We start from the raw sequence: 25,784 nt of genomic DNA, 5'->3' as shown, positions 1-25,784 counted from the left end.
GCCAAATCCCAGGGTTTGTGGCAAACTTCGCGGTTATAAATGCCGGGATCGTCGTATGGGCTGTTAAGTAGCCACGACGCGATGGAATAAAGCGATGCCAGTTTGATGTCCGCCAGGCGGAATAAAACTACTTACAGTTTGGTACGTCGGTACCAATATCTTCTCTGCCTGACAGATTTAGAGGAACGACCGTGCATAACGTCGTCATCAGCGGCACTGGCCTGTACACCCCGGCCAACAGCATCTCCAACGAAGAGCTGGTGCAGTCTTTCAATGCCTATGTGCAGCAGTTCAACAGCGACAACGCCGCGGCCATCGAGCGCGGCGATGTGCAGGCACTGACTGAGTCGAGCGCCGCCTTTATCGAAAAGGCCTCGGGCATCAAGAGCCGTTTTGTGATGGACAAGGACGGTATCCTTGACCCGCAACGCATGGCCCCACGCTTGCCCGAGCGCAGCAACGAGGAATGGTCGGTGCTCTGCCAGATGGCCGTCGGCGCTGCCGAACAAGCCCTGCAGCGAGCCGGCAAGACCGCCGCCGACATTGATGGCGTGATCGTTGCCTGTTCCAACCTGCAACGTGCCTACCCGGCCATCGCCATCGAAGTCCAGGAAGCCCTGGGCATTGCCGGCTTCGGTTTCGACATGAACGTGGCGTGCTCCTCGGCGACCTTCGGCATCCAGAACGCGGCCAACAGCATCCAGCTGGGCCAGGCCCGGGCGATCCTGATGGTCAACCCGGAGGTCTGCACCGGCCACCTCAATTTCCGTGACCGCGACAGCCACTTCATCTTTGGCGACGCGGCTACCGCCGTGGTCCTCGAGCGCGCCGACCTGGCCACCTCCGAGCACCAGTTCGACGTGGTGAGCACCAAGCTGCTGACCAAGTTCTCGAACAACATCCGCAACAACTTCGGCTTCCTCAACCGCACCGCGGAAGAGGGCATCGGCGCGCCCGACAAGCTGTTCGTGCAGGAAGGCCGTAAGGTTTTCCGTGATGTCTGCCCGATGGTCGCCGAGCTGATCGGCGTGCACCTGGAAGAAAACCAGTTGAGCGTCGCCGATGTGAAGCGCTTCTGGCTGCACCAGGCCAACCTGAGCATGAACCACCTGATTGTGAAGAAACTGCTGGGCCGCGAGGCCACGGTGGAAGAAGCGCCGGTGATCCTCGATACTTACGCCAATACCAGCTCGGCGGGTTCGGTGATTGCGTTCCACACCTACCAGGACGACCTGCCCAAGGGCGCCGTCGCGGTACTCAGTTCGTTTGGCGCGGGTTACTCGATCGGCAGCGTGATCCTGCGTAAACGCTGATATCGAAGCACGATACGGTCAATGTGGGAGCTGGCTTGGGTTGGCCCTTTGAAATTGAGGTCTTGAATGGCAGCAGCGGACGACGCGCACCTGCTTGAACGCCTGCTCAAGGGTGAGCAGCGGGCCTACAAGGAGTTGGTCAGCACCTACCAAAGCGCGATGCGGGCGGTGGCGTATGCCATCGTCGGCCAGCGCCATGCCGACGAAGTGGTGCAAGACGCCTGGCTGTCGGTGGTACGCAACCTGGCCAAATTCGAGGGGCGTTCCAGCCTCAAGACCTGGCTGCTGACCATCACCGCCAACGCTGCCAAAGGCCGTTATAAGCAGAATCGCCGGGAAGTGCTGCTCGATGATTTGCCGTCGCCCCATGGCACCATCGGCGATGACCGTTTTGTGCCCGACGATGGTCACTGGGCCGTCGCCCCCTACGCCTGGCATCAGGACACCCCCGAAGCGCTGCTGACCGAGGATGAACTGCGCAAATGCCTGGAACATACGCTGCTGAGTCTGTCTGAACTGCAAAGCAGCGTGCTGGTACTGCGCGAGCGCCAGGGGTTGGAGTTGGAAGAGATCTGTAATCTTCTGACCCTCTCGCTCTCCAATGTCCGTGTGCTGTTGCATCGAGCACGGCTTAAAGTCTTCGCCACGGTGGAGCATTTTGAGGAAACGGGCGAATGTTGACCTGTAAAGAACAAGTAGCGCGTTCCAGTGACTATCTCGATGGGCAATTGACCTTTCGCGAGCGCCTGCTGGTGCGTCATCACTTGATGTTCTGCGCCAACTGCCGCCGGTTTATCCGCCAGATGCGCCTGATGCAGGCGACCCTGAAGATAATGCCCGAGGAGCCGGTGAAGGATGTGGATGCCTTGGCGCAACGGCTGGCCGAAGAGCGGCTCAAGGATCAGAAAGGCGGGGAGTAAAGCAGCCTCGCGTGGGTGACGCGGACGGATGATGGGGACCGATCCACCCACGCGAGGCTGTAGCAGCTACCTCGGGCCGTCCTGGCCCAAGGCGTTTGACACTCAGATTAGAACTTAGATTAGAACTTCGCTTCTGCGTCCAGCTGGAAGGTGTTGGCCTTGGCGCTACGGTCAACGAGCGTGCGGCTGTAGGTATCGGTCTTGGTCAGGAAGTAGGTGGCGCCGATGGCGAAGTTCTTGTCGATGTCATAGCCGACTTTGAACTTGTGACCACGGGAACCGGTGAAGCCGCCGCCGAAGTCCGAGTCGGTGAAGGCACCCACCACGGCGTTTTTCTCAACGTCGCGATAGTTGTAGTCCAGGTTGAAACCAAACACCTTGGACTTGGCACCCAGCAACCAGGCAGTGTCCGCATCGTCGATAGCGTCGTTGTTTTTCACGTACTGGCCGTAGAACGCCAGAGGTACTGCCAGGCCGCCGATATCGACTTGGCTGAAGCCTTCATACAGGCGGAATTCGCCATTGGGCGTGTTGCCGTTGGTCGCCAGTACGTTCGGGGTACTGGTCCCGGCGGCGCGGCTGTCTTCGTCGTTCTGGTAGGCGTAGATACTGCCGCCCAGGGTCACTTTCAGGTTGTCGGTCAGCGAGAAACGGCTGCCCAGTTGGCCGGTGGTCAGGCGCAGGTCGTGACGGTATTGCACGCCGTCGCCGTCCACGTTGTCCTTGAGGTTGTAGTTACCCAGGCTGCCGAACAGTTCGGCACTGCCGCCCAGTGGGTACTTGTAAGTAACGGCCAGGCCTTCTGGGTTGATGTCGCTATCCCAGATCACATCGCCCATGTTGACCCACGGCTGCAGCATTTTGCCGCCGATGATGTGCAGGTTTTTGATCTGGTCGGGGTGGTAGTCGATGTAGCCGAGGTCCAGCCAGATCGATTTTTTATCGAAGTAGCCGTCCAGGTCCTGGTTGGTGGAGCGCGCATCGCTACCGCCGCCGGTGGCGATACGGATACCGGTGTCCACCTGTGGGTTGATTTCGGTGTAGGCGCCGAGGCGCGCGCGGATACGTTCGCGATCCTTGTCACGGCCGGTGACGCCGGCGCGGGTGACGCCATTTTCGCCTTCGACCTTGATGGTCTCGTGACGCATGCGCACATCGCCCTTGAACTGAGTCTTGGCGGCCCAGGCCAGCTTCTGGTCGAAGCTGCTCAGCTCGTTGGTTTTTTTCGCGGTGGCCGCGATCTGTTCGTTGGTCTCTTGTTGAGCTTGCCGTGCGATCTGCTGTTCTTTCTGGTCTTTGGCCAATTCATTTTGCAGTTCGGTGTACTGCGCAGTGGTGATCTGGCCATTAGCCTTGAGCATGTCGAGCAATTTAGCGTCGACTGCAGCGCTGGCCGGAACGCTCAGGGCCAGCAACAGGCCGCCACACAGGACCGCCGCAGTTTTAGTGGAAGCAAGACGCATATCAATCTCCGAAAGTGAGGAGGGATGGCAAACCATCCAGGACACAACCGACCGATGACGGACGGAAAAATAACCACCTGTTAGAACCAGGCGCTCTAAAAACAGGCGTCAGTATCACGATCGTTTATGACGCAGCAGTGGCGAACTGATGTCATCTACATGACAAATTATTTAAGAATGGAACTATTGATTTAGAGCCTTGTCGTGCGAATCGGGGGTGTGTTGGGCCCGGCGATAAGCGATACTCGCGAGGCTTTCACGTCATGATTCAGTGAGGATGCCGATGCCGTTGCAACGCCTGGACAGCCTGTCCGAAATCTCCCCGCAGGTCTGGGATGCGCTGGTGCCACAGGCTCAGCCTTTTGTGCGGCACGCCTTCCTCAGTGCACTGGAAGACAGCGCCAGCCTGGGCCCGCATTCGGGTTGGCAGCCGGAGCATCTGTTGCACTGGGAGGGCGATCGACTGGTAGCGGCCTTGCCCAGCTATCGCAAGTGGCATTCCTATGGCGAGTACGTGTTCGATCACGGCTGGGCCGATGCTTGCGAGCGGGCCGGCATTGATTACTTCCCCAAGCTGCTGACGGCGGTGCCGTTCAGCCCGGTCAGCGGGCCGCGCTTGCTGGCGCGCAGTACCGAGGACGGTTACGAGCTGCTCAAAAGCCTGCCGGGCTACCTGGAAATCGAAGGCCTCTCCAGTGCCCACATCAACTTCACCGACGGGCTCGCCGATGCGGCCCTGGCTCAGCAGCCGGGCTGGCTACAGCGCCTGGGCTGTCAATTTCACTGGCAGAACCGGGGTTATCGCGACTTCCAGGATTTCCTCGACGCCCTCAGTTCACGCAAGCGCAAACAGATGCGCAAGGAGCGCGAACAAGTGGCGGGGCAGGGCATCGAGTTCGAGTGGTTGCAAGGCCATGAACTGAGCGAGGCGCAGTGGGATTTTGTCTACGCTTGCTACGCCAATACTTACGCAGTACGCCGGCAAACGCCCTACCTGACCCGCGCGTTTTTCAGCCTGCTGGCCGAACGCATGCCTGAAGCCATTCGCGTGGTGCTGGCCAAGCAGGGTTCACGGCCGGTGGCCATGGCCTTCAGCCTGATGGGTGGCGACAGCTTCTACGGCCGCTATTGGGGCTGCCTGGCGGAGTTCGACCGCCTGCATTTCGAAACCTGTTTCTACCAGGGCATGGACTACGCCATCGCCCACGGCCTGCAACGCTTCGACGCCGGCGCCCAAGGCGAGCACAAGCTGATTCGCGGGTTTGAACCGGTGATTACCCACTCATGGCATTTCCTGCGTCATCCTGGATTGAAGAATGCCGTGGAGGATTTCCTCGAGCGCGAGCGGGTAGGAATAATGGCCTATGCCGAAGAGGCGAGGGCAGCCCTGCCTTATCGACAGGGCTGAACTCATTTGCGTCAGGCCGGCTCCTCCTTGCCCAGCCATCGATAAGCCAAACCGCTGATCACCGCACCGAGGATCGGCGCGAGCCAGAACATCCACAACTGCTGGATCGCCCAGCCGCCAACGATCAGTGCCGGCCCGGTACTGCGGGCCGGGTTGACCGAGGTGTTGGTTACAGGAATGGAGATCAGGTGGATCAACGTGAGGGCCAGGCCGATGGCGATGGGCGCCAAGCCCGTGGGCGCACGGTGGTCGGTGGCGCCGAGAATGATCAGCAGGAACATCGCCGTCATTACCACTTCACTCACAAACCCCGCTGCCAGCGAGTAGCCCCTGGCGAATGCGCGCCGTAGCCGTTGGAAGCCAGGCCGGAGGCCAGTTCAAAGCCCGGTTTGCCGCTCGCAATGAAGTACAGCAACGCGGCAGAGACGGCGCCGCCAATGACCTGGGCCACGATATACGCCGGTAACTCCCTGGCCGGAAACCTCCCGCCCACCACCAGCCCAACCGAAACCGCCGGGTTGAGATGACAGCCGCTGATATGGCCGATTGCAAATGCCATGGTCAGCACCGTCAGCCCGAACGCCAGGGACACACCCAGCAACCCGATCCCAACAGCGGGAAACGCAGCGGCCAACACCGCACTCCCGCAACCGCCCAACACCAGCCAAAACGTACCCAACCCCTCTGTGATTGAACGTTTGAACAAAGACATGCAACACGTCCTTGATAGATAACTCTACCGAATCAGTAAATCAGTGATGCTCCCTGCAGATTTACTTCAGCGCCCGTCTGGGCACTGCACTGAGTACAGCAGAGTTTTTACGCAAATGCTGCTGAACGACTGCGATCAAATGTGGGAGGGGGCTTGCCCCCGATGGCGGCATGTCAGTCAGCTCGTCTGCCACTGATACAGCGCAATCGGGGGCAAGCCCCCTCCCACATTTTGAACGGTGTTTGCTTCAGTCGATGCCGACAAACCCGCCGGTTTGATGCTGCCACAACCGCGCGTACAACCCCTTGTGCGCCAGCAACTCGGCATGGCTGCCGCTCTCGGCGATCTGGCCTTTTTCCAGCACCACCAGGCGGTCCATCCGCGCAATGGTCGACAGCCGGTGCGCGATGGCTATCACCGTCTTGCCTTGCATCAGGGTTTCCAGGCTTTCCTGGATCGCCGCTTCCACTTCTGAGTCCAGCGCTGAGGTGGCTTCGTCCATGATCAGAATCGGCGCGTCCTTGAGCAGTACGCGTGCGATGGCGATCCGCTGACGCTGCCCGCCGGAGAGTTTCACGCCGCGCTCACCCACATGGGCATCCAGCCCGGTGCGGCCTTCGGCGTCCGACAGCAGTGGGATGAACTCATCGGCGCGAGCCTTGTGCACGGCGGCCCAAAGCTCTTCGTCGGTGGCGTCGGGCTTGCCGTACAGCAGGTTGTCGCGGATCGAGCGGTGCAGCAGGGAGGTGTCCTGGGTGATCATGCCGATCTGTTCGCGCAAGGACTCCTGGGCCACCTCGGCGATGTTCTGGCCGTCGATCAGGATGCGCCCGCCTTGCAGGTCGTACAGGCGCAGCAGCAGGTTGACCAGGGTCGACTTGCCCGCGCCGGACGGGCCGATCAGGCCGATTTTTTCACCGGCCTTGATCTCCAGGTTCAGGCCGCCAATGATCCCGCTCTTTTTGCCGTAGTGGAAATCCACCTGTTCAAAACGTACCTCGCCCTCGGGCACGCTCAGGCGCGGGGCATTCTCGCGGTCGATCACCGCCAGCGGTTGGGCGATGGTTTTCAGGCCGTCCTGAACTTGGCCGATGTTTTCGAAAATGCCGTTGACCACCCACATGATCCAGCCGGACATGTTGACGATACGAATCACCAAGCCTGTGGCCAGGGCGATGGCGCCCACGGAGATCAGCGACTGCGTCCACAACCACAGCGCCAGGGCGGTGGTGGTGACGATCAGCAGGCCGTTCATGGTGGTGATCACGATGTCCATGCTGGTGACCACGCGGCTGGCCAGCTGGGTTTTTTCGGTTTGTTCGATGATCGCTTCCTTGGCGTATTCCTGCTCGTAATGGGTGTGGGCGAATAGCTTCAAGGTGGTGATATTGGTGTAGCCGTCGACGATGCGGCCCATCAATTTGGAGCGCGCTTCGGAGGAAATCACCGAGCGCTCCTTCACCCGTGGCACGAAGTAACGCAGGGCCAGGCTGTAGGCGATGATCCAGGTCACCAGTGGGATCATCAGGCGCCAGTCGGCCTCGGCAAACAGCACCAGCGAACTGATGGCGTAGATCGCCACGTGCCAGATCGCGTCCACCGCCGCCACGGCGGAATCGCGCAGGGAGTTGCCGGTTTGCATGATGCGCTGGGCAATACGCCCGGCGAAGTCATTCTGGAAGAAGTTCAGGCTCTGCTTGAGCACGTAGCTGTGGTTCTGCCAGCGGATCAGGCTGGTCATGCCGGGGCTGATGGTCTGGTGCACCAGCAGGTCGTGCAGGGCGCCGAAGATCGGGCGCAGCAGCAGGGCGACCACGGCCATCCAGATCAGCTCGGTGCTGTGGATCTGGAAGAAATTGGCGGGCGGCGTGCCCTGGGCCAGGTCGATGATGCGGCTCAGGTAGCTGAACAGCGCCACTTCGATCAACGCACCGATCAGGCCCACCACCAACAGCGCGGCAAAACACGGCCACACCTGGCGCAGGTAGTAGAGGTAGAAGGGCAGGACTTTGTCGGGAGGGGCCACGCTGGGGGCGTCGCGGAAAATATCGATCAGTTGTTCAAAACGACGATAGAGCATTAGGGTTGACGCCCGCCTGGCGGGCTCTCCTGTTCAAATGCGCGCGGTGCCTTGTGAGCCTCGCGCGGGGCTACTTAAAGAGCGCCCTGCAGACCTCAGTCGATGCGCTTGGCCGACTTGATCAGGACAGGATCGATAGGCACGTTCTGCATGCCTTGCTTGGTGGTGGTCTGCGAGTTGACGATGATGTCGACCACATCCATGCCCTTGACCACTTTGGCGAATACGGCGTAACCGGCATCGCGGCCCGGGTCGAGGAAGGCGTTGTCAGCCACGTTGATGAAGAACTGGCTGGTGGCCGAATCCGGGTTCGAGGTGCGTGCCATCGACAAGGTGCCACGCACGTTGTGCAGGCCGTTGCTGGCTTCGTTCTTGATCGGCGCTTCGGTCGGCTTTTGCGACATCTGCGCGGTGAACCCGCCGCCCTGGACCATGAAGCCCGGGATCACACGGTGGAAAATCGTGTTGGTGTAGAAGCCCTTGTCGACATAGGCCAGGAAGTTCTTGGTGCTGATCGGCGCCTTGACCGGGTCCAGTTCGATTTCAATGTCGCCGTTGGTGGTGCTGATCAGTACGTGTGGCGCGCTGGACTTGGCCGGTGCAGCAGGTTTGGCCGGTGCGGCTGCGGTGGCGGCCATCAGGTTGGCAGCGAACAGAAAGGAGCCGGCAAAGAAGGCGATTTTTTTCAGCATGGGTCAGTGATCCTGGGTAGTGGTTTCGACTGTCTTTAGAAAATCGAGCAGTGTGGTGTTAAAGACTTCGGGTTGATCCAAGGGCGTGGCATGGCGGGAATCTTCGATCACCACCAAGCGCGCATCGGGCAGCAGTTTTACATAGATTTCTTTGTGCGCCACGGGGGTGTAGTCGTGGTCGGCGCTGATGACCAGGGTTGGACAGGTAATTCGGGAAAGTCGTTCCTGCACACCCCAGCCCACAATCGCATCGAAGCTGGCGAGATAAGCACGTTTGTCGTTTTTTGCCCAGCGTTCGGCCATCTTGCGGCGCAGGTCGGCCTGTTCTGGTTTGGGGAACAGCCGGTCGCCAAGGGCCTTGCCGATGGTGGCCAGGCTGAGCACGCGCGCCAGCGTCCAACGCTGCACCCACCACCAGTATTCATGGGGCTTACGCAGCTTGACCTCGGGTGCGCTGTTGACGATGCACAGGCTCTTGACCCGGCCCGGTTCGCTCACCGCCAACTGGAAGGCGATCATGCCGCCCATGGACAAACCCACCACATGGGCGGGAGGCAGGTCCAGGTGTTCGATCAGGGCGACCAGGTCAAAGGTGAAACCCTCGATGCTGTAGCGCTCGCGGGGTTTATCGGAGCGCCCGTGGCCGCGTACATCCACCACGACCAGGCGGTAGTGCCTGGCCAGTACCGGGATCTGCAGCTCCCAATCCTGGCAGCTGGAGCCCAGGCCGTGGATCAGGATCAGCGGGGTGCCCTGGCCATATTCCTCGTAGTGCAGGCTGCATCCTTCATGGTCGAACCAGGCCATGGGTGAACTCCGTTTCAGGCTTGCTGCGGGGCGGCGAAAGGCGCGTCCAGAGGGGCGGTGTCAAAGGTGCGCAGCAACTCCACGAGGATCTGCGTCGCCGGCCCCAAGGGTTTGTCCTTGTTCGAGTACAAGTAGAACGTAGGGTGGCGGCTGCCGCCCTGTTCCAAGGGTAGCTGCTTGAGCACGCCTTCGGCGAGTTCGCGTTCGATCATGTGCCGGGGCAGCCAGGCAAAGCCCAGGCCGCTGCCGACAAAGGCGGCGGCGGTGGCCAGGCTGCCGACGGTCCAGCGCTGTTCGGCGCCGAGCCAGCCGACGTCGCGGGGTTGCTGGCGGCCGGAGTCACGGATCACCACCTGCATCTGGCTTTCCAGGTCCTGGAAGCTGAGTTCACGCTTCATGCGGTGCAAGGCGTGTTCGGGGTGGGCCACGGCGACGAATTCCACGTCGCTCATTTCCGTGCCCAGGTAGCCGGGGATGCTGAAGCCGCTGATGGCCAGGTCGGCCACGCCTTCCATCAACAGCTCCTCGACACCGGACAGCACCTCTTCACGCAGGCGCACCCGGCAGCCACGGCTTTGCGGCATAAAGGCGGTGAGGGCGCGCACCAGCCGCGCGTTGGGGTAGGCGGCATCCACCACCAGGCGCACTTCGGCTTCCCAGCCCTGCTCCATATGGTGGGCGAGGTCTTCGAGCTGGCTGGCGTTTTTGACCAGTTGCCGGGAGCGGCGCAGCAGCACCTCACCGGCCTCGGTGAGGACCGCCTTGCGCCCGTCGATGCGCAGCAGCGGCACGCCGAGCTGGTCTTGCATGCGGGCCACGGTGTAGCTCACCGAAGACTGCGAACGGTGCAGTGCTTCGGCCGCCTGGGCGAAGCCGCCATGGTCGACCACGGCTTGCAGCGTGCGCCATTGATCGAGGGTAACGCGGGGCGCTTTCAAGATGTGTTCCTCTTGTCCTAAGCTGGCAGTCCTTATTGGAGACTGCCGAATGAGAAAATTCTGTTGTGTAGTGCTGGCGCTGCTGCCGCTGAGCGCGTTTGCCTACCCTATCGACGTGACTAAAAAGATCGACGGCGTAAGCCTGGACTACACCGCGTCCGACGTGGACGGCGACATCAGCTCGATCCAACTGAACAACTACGGCACCAATGACGCCGTGTGTTCGGTCATCTTCACCAACGGCCCGGAATCGCCACGCCGTCGCACGGTGACGGTACCGGCGGGTAAAAGCACCAACACCACGGTCAAGTTCAATCGCGCCATTATCAAGATGCGAATCGCCCTGACGTGCGCCCCAAAATAAAGCAGCAGCGGAGCATGTCTACAGGAATACTCCGCATATAAACAAATTTCTAGATGGGTTGTAGCAGTTTTTTGCGCTTTTTTATCGAATTGGCTCTGTTTAATCTTCACTCCATCGACTTACAGCAAATACAGATGGAGCCTACGAAGCCATGTCCAATGTTCTGATCATCGAAAGCAGCGCCCGCCAACAGGATTCGATTTCCCGCCAACTGACCCGGCAGTTCATCAGCCAATGGCAAACGGCCCATCCGGCGGATCAGATCACCGTACGTGACGTGGCCCTCAACCCGGTGCCGCATCTGGACGCCGACCTGCTCGGCGGTTGGATGAAACCGGCAGATCAGCGCAATGGCAGCGAACAGGCTTCCCTCGACCGCTCCAACGAATTGACCGATGAACTGCTGGCCGCCGACGTGCTGGTACTGGCCGCGCCGATGTACAACTTCGCCATCCCCAGCACCCTCAAAGCCTGGCTGGACCACGTGTTGCGGGCCGGTGTGACCTTCAAGTACACGCCTACCGGCCCTCAGGGTTTGCTCAGCGGCAAGCGCGCCATTGTGTTGACCGCCCGTGGCGGCATCCACACCGGTGCCAGCTCCGATCACCAGGAACCGTACCTGCGCCAGGTGATGGGGTTTATCGGGATCCACGACGTCACCTTCATTCATGCCGAGGGCGTGAACCTGAGCGGTGACTTCCAGGAAAAGGGCATCAACCACGCCAAGGCCCTGCTGGCACAGGTGGCCTGATCGTTTAATCGTCACATAATCGGCGGGTGTTTATATTCACCCACGCAAACCCTTCAAGTACGCGTAACGAACCTCCCTTTGCACTTTTGCTCCTGAGTGCTCCTGCCCGACTGACGCTTTAGCGAGGTCGGGTTTTTTTTGCCCCGAGTTTCTTCAAACGTCGAAAACCTTTAATGTCCCGCCCATTCGAAACGAGGCGCGCATGGGCTATCTACTGGTTGTCACCCTGATTCAGGCATTTTCCTTCAGCTTGATCGGCGAATACCTCGCCGGTCATGTCGACAGCTACTTCGCCGTGCTGGTGCGCGTCGTGCTGGCTGGGCTGGTATTTATCCCGCTGACCCGCTGGCGCTCGGTGGAACCGGGCTTCATGCGCGGCATGCTGGTGATCGGCGCGTTGCAGTTTGGTGTGACCTACGTGTGCCTGTACCTGAGCTTTCGTGTGCTCACGGTGCCCGAAGTGCTGCTGTTCACCATCCTCACGCCGCTGCATGTCACCCTGATCGAAGACGCCCTCAACCGCCGCTTCAATCCTTGGGCGCTGATCGCCGCACTGGTGGCGGTGGCGGGCGCGGCGGTGATCCGCTTCGACCAGATTACCCCGCACTTCCTGATGGGCTTCCTGCTGCTGCAACTGGCCAACTTCACCTATGCCGCCGGGCAGGTAATGTACAAGCACCTGGTGGCGCGTTACCCGAGCGACCTGCCGCATTACCGGCGCTTCGGGTATTTCTACCTCGGCGCCTTGATCGTGGTGCTGCCGGCGTTCCTGTTGTTCGGCAAGAGCAACTTCCTGCCGGATGCACCGCTGCAATGGGGCGTGCTGGTGTTCCTCGGCTTGGTCAGCACCGCGCTGGGCATGTATTGGTGGAACAAGGGCGCCTGCCTGGTGCAGGGCGGCACGCTGGCGGTGATGAACAACCTGCATGTGCCGGTGGGGCTGTTGCTCAACCTGCTGATCTGGAACCAGCACGAACCGCTGGGCCGCTTGGCCCTCGGCGGGGTGGTGATTGTGGGGGCGGTGTGGATCAGTCGCCTGGGCGTGCGTTCGGCGGCGCCAATTGCGCCAGCAAAAACTCAATGAATGCCCGGGTCTTCTGCGGCACCCGCCGCGCCGACGAGTAGACCGCATTCACGCTGATCGCCGGGGCCTGCCACTCGCAGAGCACCGGCACCAGGCGCCCGGCGGCCAGGGCGTTTTCGACGATAAAGTCCGGTAGCAAGGCAATGCCCATGCCGGCCTCGGCCGCCTGGGCCAGCAAGTCGCCGTTGTTGGCGTGCAACGGGCCGGTGACGTTGACGCGCTGGGTGTCCTTGCCGTTGCTCAGTTGGAGGCTGACGCCGCTTTGCAGGTAGCCGTAGTTCAAGCATTGATGCTGGCGCAGATCCTGCGGCGTTTGCGGGGTGCCGGCACGCTCCAGATAGGCCGGCGACGCGACCATGATGCGCGGCGCGGGTGCCAGCTGGCGGGCAATCATGGTGGAGTCCGGCAGGCTGGCGATGCGGATGGTCACGTCGAAACCGCCGCGCACCGGGTCCACCTGCTGGTCGCTGAGCACCAGTTGCAACTCGATGTTCGGGTGTTGCTCATGAAACAGCGGGATCAGCCGCCCCAGCCGGTGCAGCCCGAACGACATCGGCGCATTCACCCGCAGTACCCCGCGTAACTCGCCAACCCCGTCACGTGCGCGCTGCTCGGCTTCGTCCAGCGCCGCGATCACTTCCCGCGCCGCTTCGAAGTACTCCGCGCCGGCTTCGGTCAAATGCAGGCTGCGGGTGGTGCGTTGCAGCAATTGCACGCCGATGGCTTCTTCCAGCGCCTGGATCTGCTTGCTCACTTTTGAACGTGGCACGTCCATGGCGCGGGCCGCGGCGGCGAAGCCGTTTTCGCCGACGGTGACGACGAACGCACGCATGCACTCGATGCGGTCCATAATTGTCCCTTTTTTAGAATCAATGAATCCAGATTTTAGGTAATTGTCTCGATATTGGCCAGCCCGTAAAGTTACTTCCAAGCCGCCAGCAACGCTGGAAGCACTTTGAAACCAACTGCAGACCATTAAAGGGAAATCACCATGTCCATTCGCGAATTGCTCAACCCAGCCAACTCCACCCTGATCCTGATCGACCACCAGCCACAGATGGCCTTCGGTGTGCAGTCCATCGACCGCCAGACCCTGAAGAACAACACCGTGGCCCTGGCCAAGGCGGCCAAGATCTTCAACGTTCCGACGATCTTCACTTCGGTGGAAACCAAAAGCTTCAGCGGTTACATCTGGCCGGAACTGCTCAGCGTGTTCCCCGACCAACAACCGATCGAGCGCACCTCGATGAACTCCTGGGAAGACAAGGCGCTGGTCGCCGCGGTGAAGGCCACTGGCCGCAAGAAACTGATCATGGCCGCGCTGTGGACCGAGGTCTGCCTGAACTTCCCGGCCCTGGAAGCCCTGGCTGAAGGCTACGAGGTGTACATCGTCACCGACGCGTCCGGCGGCACCACCAAGGAAGCCCACGACATGTCGATCCAGCGCATGATCCAGGCCGGCGCGGTGCCGGTGACCTGGCAGCAAGTACTGCTCGAATACCAGCGCGACTGGGCCCACAAAGACACCTACGACGAAGTCATGGACCTGGTGCGCGACCACAGCGGCGCCTACGGCATGGGCGTGGATTACGCCTACACCATGGTGCACGGCGCGCCGCAGCGTCAGGTCAAGTAAGGCGACCTAAAAAAACGGCACACCGTGAGGTGTGCCGTTTTTGTGCGTCTAGAGTTTGATCGGGTATTCGACCACCACGTACACGCGGTCGATATCGTCGCCGGCCTGGGCGTTGTTGGCGCGATGGCTGACATGGGACAGTTGCACCGACAGGTCCTTGGCCGGGCCGGATTGCACCACGTAATGCAGGTCGATATCGCGTTCCCAATGGCGTCCGCCTTGGCCTTGCTGCGGCTGGTAGGTGCCGCTGTCCGCATCCAGTGGGTTGTAGGCGCCGCCCTGGGGCGCGTGGGTGCCGTCGATGCCGCGGCCGGTCACGTAGCGGGTCATGAACTTCATGCCGGGAATGCCGAAGGTGGCCAGGTTGAGGTCATAGCGAAGCTGCCAGGAGCCTTCGCCGGGTCCGTTGAAATCGGCGTATTTGATCGAGTTGGCGAGGTAGATGGAGTCACCGCCGACAAAGTCGAAAGGCGTGTTGCCGTTGATCTTCTGATAGGCCAGGGTCACCGACTGTGCGGCGAAGCTGTATTTGCCGGCCAGGCTGTAGGCAGTGTTGGCGATGGCGCCAGCCACCGCGCGGCCTTGATCCTCGCTACGGTAGATATTGCCGTCGAACAACCAGCCGGCCGGCGACCAATGCAGGTTGGCGTAGTACTGGCGCCAGGTGTCGCTCAATTGCGAGGTGTACAGTGCGCCACCCACCGGCTGGCCTTCGAAGAACTGCCCACCGAGAAAATCGATGGCGCCACTGCGGGTGCTCGCGCCATAACCGTTGAAGTCGCCATGCCCGCTGGACGCGTCCTGGTTCTTGAAGGCAGTGAAGTGGCCGGCCTGCCAATGCAGGGCGTCGATGTCTCGGCTGTCCAGCAGCAGGCCGCTGGCGTATTCGGGTTGCAGGCGTTTGTCCGAGGTGTCGAACACCGGCGTTTCGACAGTCATTTCGCCCACCGACAGGGTGGTTTTCGCCAGGCGCAGCTTGAGTGTGCCGCCTGCACTGGAATAGTCGCGCTCGCTGCGGCCGTCGCTGTCCACGGGCAACAGGCCGGTGCCGGAATGGCCTCTGCCACCGTCGAGTTTCAGGCCGACAAAGGCATGGGCGTCGACCCCTACGCCCAGCGTGCCCGGTGTGAACCCGGAGGCGAACGTGGCGATAAAGCCCTGGGCCCATTCCTCTTTGTGCGGTTTGCTCGCAGGCGAGCGCTCTTTGTTGTCGAGGTAGAAATTGCGGCTGAGCACATCGAGGCTTGAGTCCTCGATAAACCCCGCCGCCATCACGCTGTTGCAGGTGCTGGCCAGCAGCAGTGAGTACAAGGTTGGAGCGCGCATCGGCGTTGCCTCAAAGGATTCCCAATGAGGCCAAGGGTCGCCAAATGTTCAGCGCAGCGATTGGATGGCTGTGCTGAATCGCTCTAGATCGCGGCTTTTTCCGTGGCAGGCAGGTAGCTGGCGCCCAGCACGGCGGGCAATCCGCCCGCGCGCAAATCATTGCCGCTCGGCTGCTGATACAGGCTCAAGCCAAACTCCGGCAACACCGCCAGCAGGTAATCGAAGATATCCCCCTGGATGCGCTCGTAATCGGCCCATGCCGTGGTTCGGGTGAAGCAGTAGATCTCCAGCGGCACGCCCTGGGCGGTGGTTTGCATCTGGCGCACCATGCAGGTCATGTTCGGCTGGATGTCCGGGTGGCTCTTCAGGTAGGCCAGGGCGTAGGCGCGGAAGGTGCCGAGGTTGGTCATGCGGCGGCGGTTGGCCGACAGTTGTGCACTGTGCCCCTGGGCTTCGTTCCAGGCCTTGAGTTCGGCCTGTTTGCGGCCGATGTAGTCGGTGAGCAGATGCACTTGGGTCATGCGCACTTCTTCGTCGTCGCGCAAAAAGCGCACGCCGCTGGCGTCGATATACAGGCTGCGCTTGATCCGGCGCCCGCCGGAGGCCTGCATGCCGCGCCAGTTCTTGAACGACTCGGACATCAGGCGCCAGGTGGGGATGGAGACAATGGTCTTGTCGAAGTTCTGCACCTTGACCGTATGCAAAGTGATGTCGACCACATCGCCGTCGGCGCCGACCTGGGGCATTTCGATCCAGTCGCCGACGCGCAGCATGTCGTTGCTGGTCAGTTGCACACTGGCGACGAACGACAGCAGTGTGTCCTTGTACACCAACAGGATCACCGCTGACATCGCACCCAGCCCCGACAGCAGCAACAGCGGCGAACGGTCGATCAAGGTGGCGACGATGATGATCGCGGCAAACACGAACAGCACCATCTTGGCCAGTTGCACGTAGCCCTTGATAGAGCGCGTGCGCGCATGTTCGGTGCGCGCGTAGATGTCCAGCAGGGCATTGAGCAGGGCGCTCACGGCCAGCGTCATGAACAGGATGGTGAGTGCCAGGGCCACGTTGCCGATGAACAGGATGGCGGTTTTGCTCAGGTCCGGCACCAGGTACAGGCCGAACTGGATCACCAGCGACGGCGTCATCTGTGCCAGGCGATGGAAGACTTTGTTGTGGCGCAGGTTGTTGAGCCAATGCAGCGCCGGTTGCCGGCCGAGCAATTTGACGGCATGGAGGATGAGGTAGCGTGCCACCCGTCCGAGCAACAGGGCCACCACCAGCAACACCAGTAAACCGAGGCTGGCATGCAGCAGCGGGTGTTCATCGAGGGCGCCCCAGAGATCCTGGGCGTTGAGCCAGAGCTGTTTGATATCCATGGGTGGAAGCAATTCTTCTTTAAGACATGACGGGCCGATTAGAGCATTTAAGTGCGACAAAGTTGACGTTCCGGACAAATGTCCTGACAAAAAAGCAGCTGATTAGCGCCGTTCGCGTAAAGACACTCGGTTTGGGCGCCCGAAACCGGTACCCTATGCAGCTGATTTTTTGTATTTCTTCGAGGTAGCACCCGTGTTTTCCCAATTCGCCCTGCACGAACGCCTGCTCAAAGCCGTGGCCGAGCTTAAATTTGTCGAGCCTACGCCTGTGCAAGCAGCGGCCATCCCGCTCGCGCTCGAAGGGCGTGACCTGCGGGTGACGGCGCAAACCGGTAGCGGCAAGACCGCCGCTTTCGTCCTGCCGGTTCTGAATCGCCTGATCGGCCCGGCCAAGGTCCGCGTCAGCATCAAGACCCTGATCCTGCTGCCGACCCGCGAGCTGGCCCAGCAGACCTTGAAGGAAGTGGAGCGCTTTTCGCAGTTCACCTTCATCAAGTCCGGCATCATTACCGGCGGCGAAGACTTCAAGGTCCAGGCCGCCATGCTGCGCAAGGTGCCGGATATCCTGATCGGTACTCCGGGCCGCATGATCGAGCAACTCAACGCCGGCAACCTCGACCTCAAGGAAGTCGAAGTGCTGGTGCTGGACGAAGCCGACCGCATGCTCGACATGGGCTTTGCCGACGACGTGCAGCGTCTGGTGGCCGAGTGCGTCAACCGCCAGCAGACCATGCTGTTCTCCGCCACCACCGGCGGTTCGACCCTGCGCGACATGGTCGCCAAGGTCCTGAACAACCCTGAGCACCTGCAGGTCAACAACGTCAGCGACCTGAACGCGACCACGCGTCAGCAGATCGTCACCGCTGACCACAACGTGCACAAAGAGCAGATCCTCAACTGGCTGCTGGCCAACGAGACTTACCAGAAAGCCATTGTGTTCACTAACACCCGCGCTGCGGCTGACCGTATCTACGGTCGCCTGGTGGCCCAGGAATACAAGGCGTTCGTGCTGCACGGCGAAAAAGACCAGAAGGATCGCAAGCTGGCCATCGACCGCCTGAAGGCTGGCGGCGTGAAGATCCTGGTGGCTACCGACGTCGCCGCGCGCGGCCTGGACGTTGACGGCCTGGACCTGGTGATCAACTTCGACATGCCGCGCAGCGGCGACGAATACGTGCACCGTATCGGCCGTACCGGGCGTGCCGGTAACGATGGCCTGGCCATCTCGCTGATCTGTCACGGCGACTGGAACCTGATGTCGAGCATCGAGCGCTACCTCAAGCAGTCGTTCGAGCGCCGCACTATCAAGGAAGTCAAAGGCACCTACACCGGGCCGAAGAAGGTCAAGGCGTCGGGCAAGGCCGTTGGCGTGAAGAAGAAAAAGACCGACGCCAAGGGTGACAAGAAGAAAACCGGCGCCAAGTCGCCGACCAAGCGCAAGATCGCCAACCGGCCGAAGACCGACAACCTGTCGCTCGTCAGCAAGGACGGCATGGCACCGCTCAAGCGCCGCAAGCCTGAAGCACCGGCTGCCGAGTAAGGCTTAAGGGCTGTGAAAAAACCGGACATTGTCCGGTTTTTTTATGCCCTCAGTTTTTTGCCTTGGCGGCGGCTTCCTTCAATTCTTGCATGCGTGCGTCGATCAACTGGCACTTGTCGGGGAATTCCGCGCTTTCGGTGTCCAGGTCCATCTTCTGTAGCTCGGCATTCATTTCCTTGGCTTTGGTCGGGTTCTGCTCGGTCAGTTGGGTCACTTCCTTGGCCAGCGCTTCGCGCTTGGCCGTGGCCTCTTCGGGTGTGCAGGCCCACACGGGCAGGGCGGTGAGCAGTGCGGCGGCGATGGCCAGGTTTCTCAGGGTTTTCATGTTTCGGACCTCCTTGGCGATGATGTACGGTTGAGGGCGCGAACGTCTGGAAAGTTCAGAGAAATGACGCCCGTCCGGCCGGTTGAACGGTGGATGGCGCACTGGGGTCACACCTGTAGACGGGCTACTTTCCACCGGCCTGCAGGAGGAATCAGGATGACGACTTACAACTGGGATTTGATCGAACGTTTGCTGCACGAAGTGCAGAACGGCGAAGGCAGCTTCGCTCCGCGCAAATACGCCGAGCAGGAAGCCGCCGAGAAGGCCACGGCGGGCGAAGACACGGGTAACCTGGACACACTGAAAAAGACTGCTGCGGATTACGAGGCGCTGCTGTTCAAGCGTGGGTTTATTGAGACGCGACCAGAGGATGAGGGCGGCAACGGGGAGAATTTCATTTTGACCCCGTTGGGCGCGCAATTGCTGGCGCTGATCGACAGCTCGATCCCGGGCAACGACCACCCACGCCAGGTCCTGGATGAACAGGCGGATGCGCTGGACCCGGCGACCTTTGCTGAAGTGGCCTCCAAGGCACAGATAGCCTGACTGGTAAGACGCGGATCAAAATGTGGGAGGGTGCAAGTCCCCCCACATTTTTAAATTGCGGCGGCCTTGAAGCATTTGAGGGCTTTGAAGTCGCTGCGCACGCCGTCGATTTTTTGCGTCAGCTTCAGCCGCTGCTGCACAGTACTTTCAGCCATCAAGTCGACTATCAGGCTACGCGCCGCAGCTTCTGTCTGTGCATAGGCCGCGCGATACTCCGGGGTCCACAGGCTCTCGCGATCCACCAGCAATTGCCGCATCTTCTGCGGGAAGTCGGCGCTTTGGCGTTGCTGCACCGCGTCGATAAATTGCGCCTGCCACCGGGCCCGGTTGCCGATCCACTCTTGATTCTGATCACCCAAGGCAATGGACCAGGCGGTCACGCGGTTTTGCTGGCTGGTACTCAGCGGGCCCATCCACGTGTCCAGGCGTTTGCTCATGCGCGTGGCGCGCTCCTTGATCTGCTGCTCCAGCGGCGGCTTGAGGTATTCGTCCTGGCGTTTGCGCAGGTCCTTGGCCAAGGCGTTGTTCATCTCTTGGACCTGTTGATCATCCAGCCCTTTGAGCAGCTCGATGGCTGACGGGGTGATCTCACGGGCGACGTCGGCGATGGCTTGCTCGGCTTCGACCGTACGGGCCTTCAACGCGGCATCGGTGACCTGGTTGTCATCGGCCATTTGTTGCAGGCGGTCCAGCCAGTCCAGGTAGCCGGGCAATTGTGTGGTGCAGTGCCAGGCCAGGTGTTCCTTGAGTTTGTCGTTGAACCAGCTCTTCTGCCCGGCATTCATGTCCAGGTAGTCATTGAGGGTCCAGGGAATGATCACATCAAGGTTGCGGTAGGCCAGGCCCACGCGGCTGCAACTGGCGAGCACCAGGCTCAGGCTCAGCAACACCAACAGTAGTTTTAGCCGACGCAGCATGGGCGAATCCTTGGGCTGTGGGAGTTAATTCATGTGAACCTGCGGCGGGCGCGACAGTTCAGCCGATTAATAAAACGACCGCGCAGCCTTCAGCGTCAACAGGCCATCGCATTGCGAATTGTGTCCAGAGTAGGCCGAGCAGTCGCCGCCGCTGAGGCTGGAGTCGCTGTAGATCAGGTTCAGGTCAACGCCCATCCACTGCCGCGAGAACTGCACCGACCAGTCGCTGAAAGTGCTGATGGAACCGCCTGCCACCGAAACCGGGGTGCCCAACTGATGGGTGGTGTATTTCATGCTGACGCCGATGCCGAAGGGCTGCGTACCGCCGAGGTCGGCAAACAGCGTGCTGTCCTGGCGGTCCGGGTCATTGCTGAAGGAGGCGCCGAAGCGGTTGCCCAGCAGGTTCAGGCCGCCGTAGAACTCCTGGCTGTCGAGGGGGCTGAGTTTGGGGTAGCTGTAGTGGATCAAGCCCACTTCGTAGCCCAGGGTCTGGTCGAAGGGGTGTTTGAAGCCCATGTAGGAGTCGACTTCAAGGTTGCTGCTGGGGGACAGGCCCATGCTCGGTGAAAACTGGCCGAAATACAGGCCACTGTCGTGGCTCAGGTCGAGGCCGCCATGAAACGCGTCGCTGCCCGGTGAGGTCGGCTTGACCAGGCCTTGGGCCATGCTGCGGCTGGGCGTGGTGCCTAATTTCAGGTCGAAGTCGCCCAATTCACGCTGGAAAATCTGCGCTTCGGCAAGGGGGCTGGCGGCCAGGGCGGCAAGCAGGAAAATGCAGGGTTTGAGCATGCTTCACTCCATGAAAAGCGAGGAGCAGTAACGAAGAAGGGCGGCAGATGCCCGTGCTAGACGTGTGCAAGGATACCGGCGAATGCCTGGCGGTGAGGCCCGTTCGTCGATTAGGGTGATATTGGATCTGTGCAGAGGGGGTTTCGAGCTCTAGTCCTAGCGCCTTGATGGCAAGGCGCTTAGGGACCAGGTGTGTTGCGTGGTGTTACTTCTTACCCAGGCTGATCTGCTTGGACGGGCCGAAAGTCTGGCCGCTCACGCCCTTGGCAATTTGCTGGATTTCGCCGCCGGACTTGAGGAAAGCAGCAATCTGGCTGTTGATCGATTCGCTGGTTTCAACGGCGGGAGCTGGCTTTGCTTTGCTGTTGGATGCTTTTACGCGCATGGCGGCCACTAACCTGTAGAAAATTAACTTGGCCAGGCATCGTACAGGAAATACTTGACAATTGCTTGGTAAATATCCCCCAGGAATAAGCGGTGCAGCTCGAAATAGGCAAAGTTAATCGTCGAAATAAACCGCTAACTTACTGTTTTAAATCAAAACCACGCCGCTAATCGGCACGTGCGGCGTTGTGGAATTCAGCCGATTGATCGGACGAGCGGGGCGGTGCCAGTAGAACGCCACGCCAGCCCGGGATTTTTCCGGCGCGCGCGCGTGGCGGGCGCAACTCGGGTAGAATGTCGCCCACGCAATGAGGGTAATTGGAAATGGCTTTAGTCGGGCGCTACAACAGTTTGCAAGTGGTTAAACACACTAACTTCGGTTTGTACCTGGACGGTGCGCAAGACGGTGAAATCCTCTTGCCTAATCGGTACATCCCCAAAGATATTCCCAGTGAAGATGAAGACTGGCTTAACGTTTTCATCTATCTGGACAGCGATGACAAACTTATCGCCACGACTGAAAAGCCGAAAGTTCAAGTGGGCGAGTTCGCCAGTTTGAAAGTAGTCGAAGTCAATAGCATTGGTGTATTCCTCGACTGGGGTTTGCCCAAGGATCTGTTGCTGCCGTATTCGGAAGAAAAGCGCCAGATGACCGCTGGTGAATATTGTGTCGTGCATGTCTACCTCGACAAGCACACCAAGCGCATCACCGCGACGGCGCGGCTTGATCGTTACCTGGACAAGACCCCCGCCAACTACCAGGTGGGCCAGGAAGTCGACCTGTTGGTGGCCGAGGCGACCGACATGGGCTTCAAGGCAATCATCAACAACAAGCACTGGGGCCTGATCCACAAGAACGAAGTGTTCAAGTTCCTGCGTCCGGGCAAGGAAGAAAAAGGCTTTATCAAAGAGATCCGCGCCGACGGCAATATCAGCCTGAGCCTGCAACCGGTTGGTCAGGAAGCGGCGTCGAGCCTCAACTCGAAGATCCTCGCCAAGTTGCGTGAAAACAACGGCTCCCTGCCGGTCAGCGACAAGAGCGACCCGGCCGTGATCAGCAACTTGTTTGGCGTGAGCAAGGGTAACTTCAAGAAGGCGATTGGCGCACTGTACAAGCAGGGCCAGATCGTGATCCACGCGGATCGCATTGAACTAAGCTGAGTGCAGTTTGCTCTTCTGTAGGAGCCAATGGGCTCCTACAGAGGTTGCATCCATGTCCAGAAAATCGCTGTTTGCTTACCTCGGCACCTTGCTGGCTTTTTTGCTGCTCGATGGCCTCTGGCTCGGCGTCCTCATGGGGCCGACCTACAAAACCCTGCTCGGCTCGCTGATGCTTGATCAGCCGCGCCTGCTCCCCGCCGTACTCTTCTATCTACTGTATGCCCTCGGTTGCGTGGTGTTCGTGGTCCTGCCAAGCGGCAGTTGGCAACGGGCTGCACGCCTGGGCGCATTACTGGGCCTGGTCGCCTACGGCACCTACGACCTGAGCAACTGGGCCACCTTGCAAGGTTGGTCTGCCGGTTTGGCGGTGATGGACATGGCGTGGGGCACCTTCCTCACGGCGGCATGTTGTACGGTTGGCTATCTGTGTGCACATCGAGTGCACCAATGATTGTGTACAGGATTTTCGTGCACCGTTGCTGAGCGCTGCTGCCGTATATCAACCCTTTGGAACGCCGTTGTAGAGGGATTGTGTGCCATTGGCACGTATTCTGCTGACTGTCTCGTATACAAACTGTGCCGCCTACCGTATGCACCCGCTACGGCAGCGCAGGCAGGTATTTCGAGGAGCCCAGCGATGACCGAACAATTGCCCAAAGGCTACAGCCCGCGCCTGTACAACCAGGACCTGGGCCCACTGCCGCAAAAATGGACCTGGTACAACATCTTTGCCTTCTGGATGAGCGACGTGCACAGCGTCGGCGGCTATGTATTCGCGGCCAGCCTGTTCGCCCTCGGCCTCGCCAGTTGGCAGGTGTTGATCGCCTTGCTGGCGGGTATCTGCATCGTGCAATTGATTGCCAACCTGGTGGCCAAGCCGAGCCAGCAAGCGGCGGTGCCGTATCCGGTGATTTGCCGGCTGGCCTTTGGCGTGTTTGGCGCGAATATTCCTGCGGTGATCCGCGGCTTGATCGCCGTGGCCTGGTATGGGATTCAGACGTACCTGGCGTCGAGTGCCTTGATCATTGTGGTGCTGCGCTTTTTCCCACAAATGGCGGTGTATGCAGAGCCGCATTTCGCCGGCTTGTCTTACTTGGGCTGGTTTGGTTTCCTTAGTCTGTGGGTGCTCCAGGCGGCTGTGTTCTGGGCTGGCATGGAGTCCATCCGCCGCTTTATCGACTGGGCGGGGCCGGTAGTGTACGCGGTGATGTTTGCCCTGGCCGGCTGGATCGTGTGGAAGGCGGGCTGGGCGAATATCAGCTTCACGCTGTCGGAAAAATCCCTGTCTGGCTGGCAGGCATTTGGCCAGGTGATTGTGGCGACGGCCTTGGTGGTGTCCTACTTCTCCGGGCCAACCCTGAATTTCGGCGACTTCAGCCGTTACTGCCGCAGCATGCACGATGTACGGCGCGGTAATTTCTGGGGGCTGCCGGTGAATTTCCTGGCGTTTTCCTTGGTGACCGTGGTGATCGTGTCGGGCACCTTGCCGGTGTTTGGCGAAATGCTCCACGACCCGATTGCCACCGTCTCGCGTATCGATAACAGCATGGCGGTGCTGCTCGGCGCCTTCGCCTTCGTCACCGCGACCATCGGCATCAACATTGTCGCCAACTTCGTGTCCCCGGCGTTTGACTTCGCCAACGTCGCGCCGAGCAAAATCAGCTGGCGTGCCGGTGGGATGATCGCGGCGGTGGCGTCGATTTTCATCACCCCGTGGAACCTGTTCAATAACCCGCTGATGATCCACTACACCCTGGATATCCTTGCGGCGTTCATTGGCCCGCTGTTCGGGATTCTGCTGGTGGATTTCTACCTGATCAAAAAGCAGCAGATCGACGTGGATGCACTGTTCGATGACAGCCCGAGCGGGCGTTATTACTTCGACGGCGGCGTGAACTGGACGGCGGTCAAGGCGCTGGTGCCCGCGACGCTGGTGGGCGTCGCGATCACCTTCACCCCGGCGTTGCAGGGCGTGGCCAATTTCGCCTGGTTTACCGGGTGCTTCCTGGGTGGGCTGTTTTTCCTGGTGTTGGCACGGCGTGAGCGGGTTCGCGAGCCAGCGCCGCTGGTTGCGGGCTGAGCAGAATCCCGCCCGCCAGCAACAAGCCAGCGCCGGCGATCACCAGCGCCGGCTGCAGGCCGCCGCTGAGGCGGCTGCTTACCGACGCCAGCAACGGGCCGCTCAGTTGGCCCATGGCAAAGCTGGCGGTGAGCAGCCCGGTGCTGCGCTGGTAACCGTGGGGCGCCACATCTCGCAGGCGCGCCATCACCAGTTGCATGCACGCCAGGAACGGCGCGCCGCACAGCAACACGCCCAGCGCCAACCCCCAGCCATTGCCCAGCAAGCAGGCGAAGACCCCGGCGGCTTGCAGCCATAAGGTGGTCATCAGCCAGCGGCGGGTGGTGTCTGGGTCTTTGCGACGCAGGCTCGCGACCACCACGCCAAGCGCCGCCGCCAGGCCAAAGCATGGCCAGAACAGGTCGGCCTGCCAGGCCCCCTTGAACTGCGCGCTGGCCATCTGCGACAGGAAGGTCGCCGGAATGATGTAGCCCAAACCGTACAACACATAGATCCAGCACAGGTGTGCAATGCTGCCGTTGCTGCTTGCATCCGTATGGCTGGCCAGCGGTGTGCCAGCGGCGGGCTTCGGTAGAAAGGGCAGGATCGCCAGCAACATCAGCAGCGCGACGACGCCATACACCAGCCACAACGTTGCGGAATCTTGGCCCAACAGGTTGGAGCCCAGCGCCAGCAGGCCGGTCAACAGAATCCCCAGCCCAGGCCCGGCAAACACCAGGGCTCCCAGGCGTGGACGTCCGGCGGCGATCGCCAGCGGCTGGCTCAGGCTGGTGATCATCACCAGCGCCCAGGCACTGGCGACGCCGGTACCAAAGCGCAACAGCAGGTGCGGCCAGAACCCGTGGGCCCAATACGACGCGAACGTCAGCAACACGCACAGCCACAGCCCGCCATACAGGCGGCCGCGCACATGGTGGTGGCTGCGGGCGAAGATCGAATCCACCGCACCGACGAAGTAACCGAGGTAGTTGGCGGCGGCAATCAGCCCGGCGCCGGTCAGGTCGATCTGCCCTTCGCTGAGCAGGTGCGGCAGCTGCGGGGTGAGGGCGAAGCGGCCAATGCCCATGGCCATCATCAAGGCGATAAAACTGGCGAGTAAGCGGATCAGCGGGGACATGCTCAGGTTTCCTGCAAAGAAGCGAAGGCCTCCAGCCTAGAACGCATTG

At 60.6% G+C, this 25,784-nt stretch carries 26 protein-coding genes and 1 pseudogene; 13 read left to right on the top strand and 14 right to left on the bottom strand.

Annotated elements, in window-relative coordinates; translation table 11 throughout:
* Positions 1 to 191: 191 nt before the first annotated feature.
* The 3 genes from CXQ82_RS22895 to CXQ82_RS22885 all read left to right on the top strand — a co-directional run bounded on the left by CXQ82_RS22895 (position 192) and on the right by CXQ82_RS22885 (position 2,233).
* Positions 192 to 1,313, top strand: coding sequence for a beta-ketoacyl-ACP synthase III (locus CXQ82_RS22895; protein WP_101272417.1), 1,122 nt, complete (start codon positions 192 to 194; stop codon positions 1,311 to 1,313).
* 66 nt (positions 1,314 to 1,379) lie between these two features.
* Positions 1,380 to 1,994, top strand: a complete 615-nt coding sequence (locus CXQ82_RS22890; protein WP_101272416.1) for an RNA polymerase sigma factor — start codon at positions 1,380 to 1,382, stop codon at positions 1,992 to 1,994.
* On the top strand, positions 1,988 to 2,233 hold the full coding sequence (locus CXQ82_RS22885) for an anti-sigma factor (RefSeq protein WP_101272415.1): 246 nt from the start codon (positions 1,988 to 1,990) through the stop codon (positions 2,231 to 2,233). The genes CXQ82_RS22890 and CXQ82_RS22885 overlap by 7 nt, the downstream gene beginning before the upstream one ends.
* Positions 2,234 to 2,352: 119 nt before the next feature.
* Here the strand turns inward: CXQ82_RS22885 and CXQ82_RS22880 are convergent, their stop codons facing one another.
* Complete coding sequence (locus CXQ82_RS22880) at positions 2,353 to 3,696, bottom strand: putative porin (RefSeq protein ID WP_101272414.1); 1,344 nt, start codon at positions 3,694 to 3,696, stop codon at positions 2,353 to 2,355.
* 283 nt (positions 3,697 to 3,979) lie between these two features.
* On the opposite strand from CXQ82_RS22880, the gene CXQ82_RS22875 reads away from it, so the two are divergent.
* Positions 3,980 to 5,104 carry a GNAT family N-acetyltransferase gene (locus tag CXQ82_RS22875; RefSeq protein WP_101273855.1) on the top strand — a complete coding sequence of 375 codons (1,125 nt, stop codon included), beginning with the start codon at positions 3,980 to 3,982 and terminating at the stop codon, positions 5,102 to 5,104.
* 11 nt (positions 5,105 to 5,115) lie between these two features.
* Here the strand turns inward: CXQ82_RS22875 and aqpZ are convergent.
* The 5 genes and pseudogenes from aqpZ to CXQ82_RS22850 all read right to left on the bottom strand — a co-directional run bounded on the left by aqpZ (position 5,116) and on the right by CXQ82_RS22850 (position 10,333).
* Positions 5,116 to 5,816 (bottom strand): annotated as a pseudogene (gene aqpZ, locus CXQ82_RS22870) (aquaporin Z).
* A 247-nt stretch (positions 5,817 to 6,063) separates the two neighbouring features.
* Entirely contained in the window at positions 6,064 to 7,896 is a 1,833-nt protein-coding gene (locus CXQ82_RS22865) for an ABC transporter ATP-binding protein (protein ID WP_101272413.1), read from the bottom strand.
* A gap of 95 nt (positions 7,897 to 7,991) precedes the next feature.
* Positions 7,992 to 8,588, bottom strand: a complete 597-nt coding sequence (locus CXQ82_RS22860; protein ID WP_101272412.1) for a peptidylprolyl isomerase — start codon at positions 8,586 to 8,588, stop codon at positions 7,992 to 7,994.
* Between the two features lie 3 nt (positions 8,589 to 8,591).
* Positions 8,592 to 9,395 carry an alpha/beta fold hydrolase gene (locus tag CXQ82_RS22855; RefSeq protein ID WP_101272411.1) on the bottom strand — a complete coding sequence of 268 codons (804 nt, stop codon included), beginning with the start codon at positions 9,393 to 9,395 and terminating at the stop codon, positions 8,592 to 8,594.
* Positions 9,396 to 9,409: 14 nt separating this feature from the next.
* The gene (locus CXQ82_RS22850; protein WP_101272410.1) at positions 9,410 to 10,333 is read right to left on the bottom strand and encodes a LysR family transcriptional regulator; all 924 of its coding nucleotides are present in this window, start codon (positions 10,331 to 10,333) and stop codon (positions 9,410 to 9,412) included.
* Positions 10,334 to 10,382: 49 nt separating this feature from the next.
* On the opposite strand from CXQ82_RS22850, the gene CXQ82_RS22845 reads away from it, so the two are divergent.
* From CXQ82_RS22845 to CXQ82_RS22835, 3 genes are all read left to right on the top strand, one after another.
* Positions 10,383 to 10,697 (top strand): 3-phosphoglycerate kinase, encoded by a 315-nt coding sequence (locus CXQ82_RS22845; protein WP_101272409.1) that lies wholly within the window; start codon positions 10,383 to 10,385, stop codon positions 10,695 to 10,697.
* Positions 10,698 to 10,848: 151 nt separating this feature from the next.
* Positions 10,849 to 11,448 carry an FMN-dependent NADH-azoreductase gene (locus CXQ82_RS22840; RefSeq protein WP_101272408.1) on the top strand — a complete coding sequence of 200 codons (600 nt, stop codon included), beginning with the start codon at positions 10,849 to 10,851 and terminating at the stop codon, positions 11,446 to 11,448.
* Between the two features lie 202 nt (positions 11,449 to 11,650).
* Positions 11,651 to 12,532, top strand: a complete 882-nt coding sequence (locus tag CXQ82_RS22835) for a carboxylate/amino acid/amine transporter (protein ID WP_101272407.1) — start codon at positions 11,651 to 11,653, stop codon at positions 12,530 to 12,532.
* On the opposite strand, the gene CXQ82_RS22830 is transcribed toward CXQ82_RS22835, so the two are convergent.
* Positions 12,477 to 13,382, bottom strand: a complete 906-nt coding sequence (locus tag CXQ82_RS22830; protein ID WP_101272406.1) for a LysR family transcriptional regulator — start codon at positions 13,380 to 13,382, stop codon at positions 12,477 to 12,479. The two genes, CXQ82_RS22835 and CXQ82_RS22830, sit on opposite strands and share 56 nt — an antisense overlap.
* A gap of 141 nt (positions 13,383 to 13,523) precedes the next feature.
* Here CXQ82_RS22830 and CXQ82_RS22825 point away from each other — a divergent pair, with 141 nt between their 5' ends.
* Positions 13,524 to 14,168, top strand: coding sequence for a hydrolase (locus CXQ82_RS22825; protein WP_101272405.1), 645 nt, complete (start codon positions 13,524 to 13,526; stop codon positions 14,166 to 14,168).
* 48 nt (positions 14,169 to 14,216) lie between these two features.
* On the opposite strand, the gene CXQ82_RS22820 is transcribed toward CXQ82_RS22825, so the two are convergent.
* Both CXQ82_RS22820 and CXQ82_RS22815 read right to left on the bottom strand, forming a co-directional pair.
* Positions 14,217 to 15,494 carry an OprD family porin gene (locus tag CXQ82_RS22820; RefSeq protein ID WP_101272404.1) on the bottom strand — a complete coding sequence of 426 codons (1,278 nt, stop codon included), beginning with the start codon at positions 15,492 to 15,494 and terminating at the stop codon, positions 14,217 to 14,219.
* A gap of 83 nt (positions 15,495 to 15,577) precedes the next feature.
* Entirely contained in the window at positions 15,578 to 16,876 is a 1,299-nt protein-coding gene (locus CXQ82_RS22815) for a mechanosensitive ion channel family protein (RefSeq protein ID WP_101272403.1), read from the bottom strand.
* Between the two features lie 193 nt (positions 16,877 to 17,069).
* Here CXQ82_RS22815 and CXQ82_RS22810 point away from each other — a divergent pair, with 193 nt between their 5' ends.
* Entirely contained in the window at positions 17,070 to 18,416 is a 1,347-nt protein-coding gene (locus tag CXQ82_RS22810; protein WP_033900634.1) for a DEAD/DEAH box helicase, read from the top strand.
* Positions 18,417 to 18,465: 49 nt separating this feature from the next.
* Here CXQ82_RS22810 and CXQ82_RS22805 read toward each other — a convergent pair whose 3' ends face one another.
* Complete coding sequence (locus CXQ82_RS22805) at positions 18,466 to 18,741, bottom strand: hypothetical protein (RefSeq protein ID WP_101272402.1); 276 nt, start codon at positions 18,739 to 18,741, stop codon at positions 18,466 to 18,468.
* A gap of 156 nt (positions 18,742 to 18,897) precedes the next feature.
* On the opposite strand from CXQ82_RS22805, the gene CXQ82_RS22800 reads away from it, so the two are divergent.
* The gene (locus tag CXQ82_RS22800; protein WP_101272401.1) at positions 18,898 to 19,287 is read left to right on the top strand and encodes a transcriptional regulator; all 390 of its coding nucleotides are present in this window, start codon (positions 18,898 to 18,900) and stop codon (positions 19,285 to 19,287) included.
* Positions 19,288 to 19,337: 50 nt separating this feature from the next.
* Here CXQ82_RS22800 and CXQ82_RS22795 read toward each other — a convergent pair whose 3' ends face one another.
* The 3 genes from CXQ82_RS22795 to CXQ82_RS22785 form a co-directional block, all read right to left on the bottom strand.
* Positions 19,338 to 20,204 (bottom strand): DUF6279 family lipoprotein, encoded by an 867-nt coding sequence (locus CXQ82_RS22795; protein WP_101272400.1) that lies wholly within the window; start codon positions 20,202 to 20,204, stop codon positions 19,338 to 19,340.
* Positions 20,205 to 20,270: 66 nt separating this feature from the next.
* Complete coding sequence (locus CXQ82_RS22790; RefSeq protein WP_101272399.1) at positions 20,271 to 20,993, bottom strand: TorF family putative porin; 723 nt, start codon at positions 20,991 to 20,993, stop codon at positions 20,271 to 20,273.
* A 205-nt stretch (positions 20,994 to 21,198) separates the two neighbouring features.
* The gene (locus tag CXQ82_RS22785; protein ID WP_003193095.1) at positions 21,199 to 21,378 is read right to left on the bottom strand and encodes a hypothetical protein; all 180 of its coding nucleotides are present in this window, start codon (positions 21,376 to 21,378) and stop codon (positions 21,199 to 21,201) included.
* 323 nt (positions 21,379 to 21,701) lie between these two features.
* Between CXQ82_RS22785 and CXQ82_RS22780 the strand changes: the two genes are divergently transcribed.
* The 3 genes from CXQ82_RS22780 to CXQ82_RS22770 all read left to right on the top strand — a co-directional run bounded on the left by CXQ82_RS22780 (position 21,702) and on the right by CXQ82_RS22770 (position 24,618).
* Positions 21,702 to 22,538, top strand: a complete 837-nt coding sequence (locus tag CXQ82_RS22780) for a S1 RNA-binding domain-containing protein (RefSeq protein WP_017845295.1) — start codon at positions 21,702 to 21,704, stop codon at positions 22,536 to 22,538.
* A 52-nt stretch (positions 22,539 to 22,590) separates the two neighbouring features.
* Positions 22,591 to 22,989, top strand: a complete 399-nt coding sequence (locus tag CXQ82_RS22775; protein WP_101272398.1) for a DUF2177 family protein — start codon at positions 22,591 to 22,593, stop codon at positions 22,987 to 22,989.
* Between the two features lie 186 nt (positions 22,990 to 23,175).
* A complete protein-coding gene (locus CXQ82_RS22770) occupies positions 23,176 to 24,618 on the top strand; it encodes an NCS1 family nucleobase:cation symporter-1 (protein ID WP_101272397.1) in 1,443 nt (480 codons plus the stop codon).
* Here CXQ82_RS22770 and CXQ82_RS22765 read toward each other — a convergent pair.
* Entirely contained in the window at positions 24,530 to 25,735 is a 1,206-nt protein-coding gene (locus CXQ82_RS22765) for a YbfB/YjiJ family MFS transporter (RefSeq protein ID WP_101272396.1), read from the bottom strand. The two genes, CXQ82_RS22770 and CXQ82_RS22765, sit on opposite strands and share 89 nt — an antisense overlap.
* Positions 25,736 to 25,784 lie beyond the last annotated feature (49 nt).

This window comes from Pseudomonas sp. S09G 359 (assembly GCF_002843605.1).
Lineage (GTDB): Bacteria > Pseudomonadota > Gammaproteobacteria > Pseudomonadales > Pseudomonadaceae > Aquipseudomonas.
Note: the sequence above shows the minus strand (reverse complement) of the source record. Positions and strands in the feature narration are given on the sequence as shown.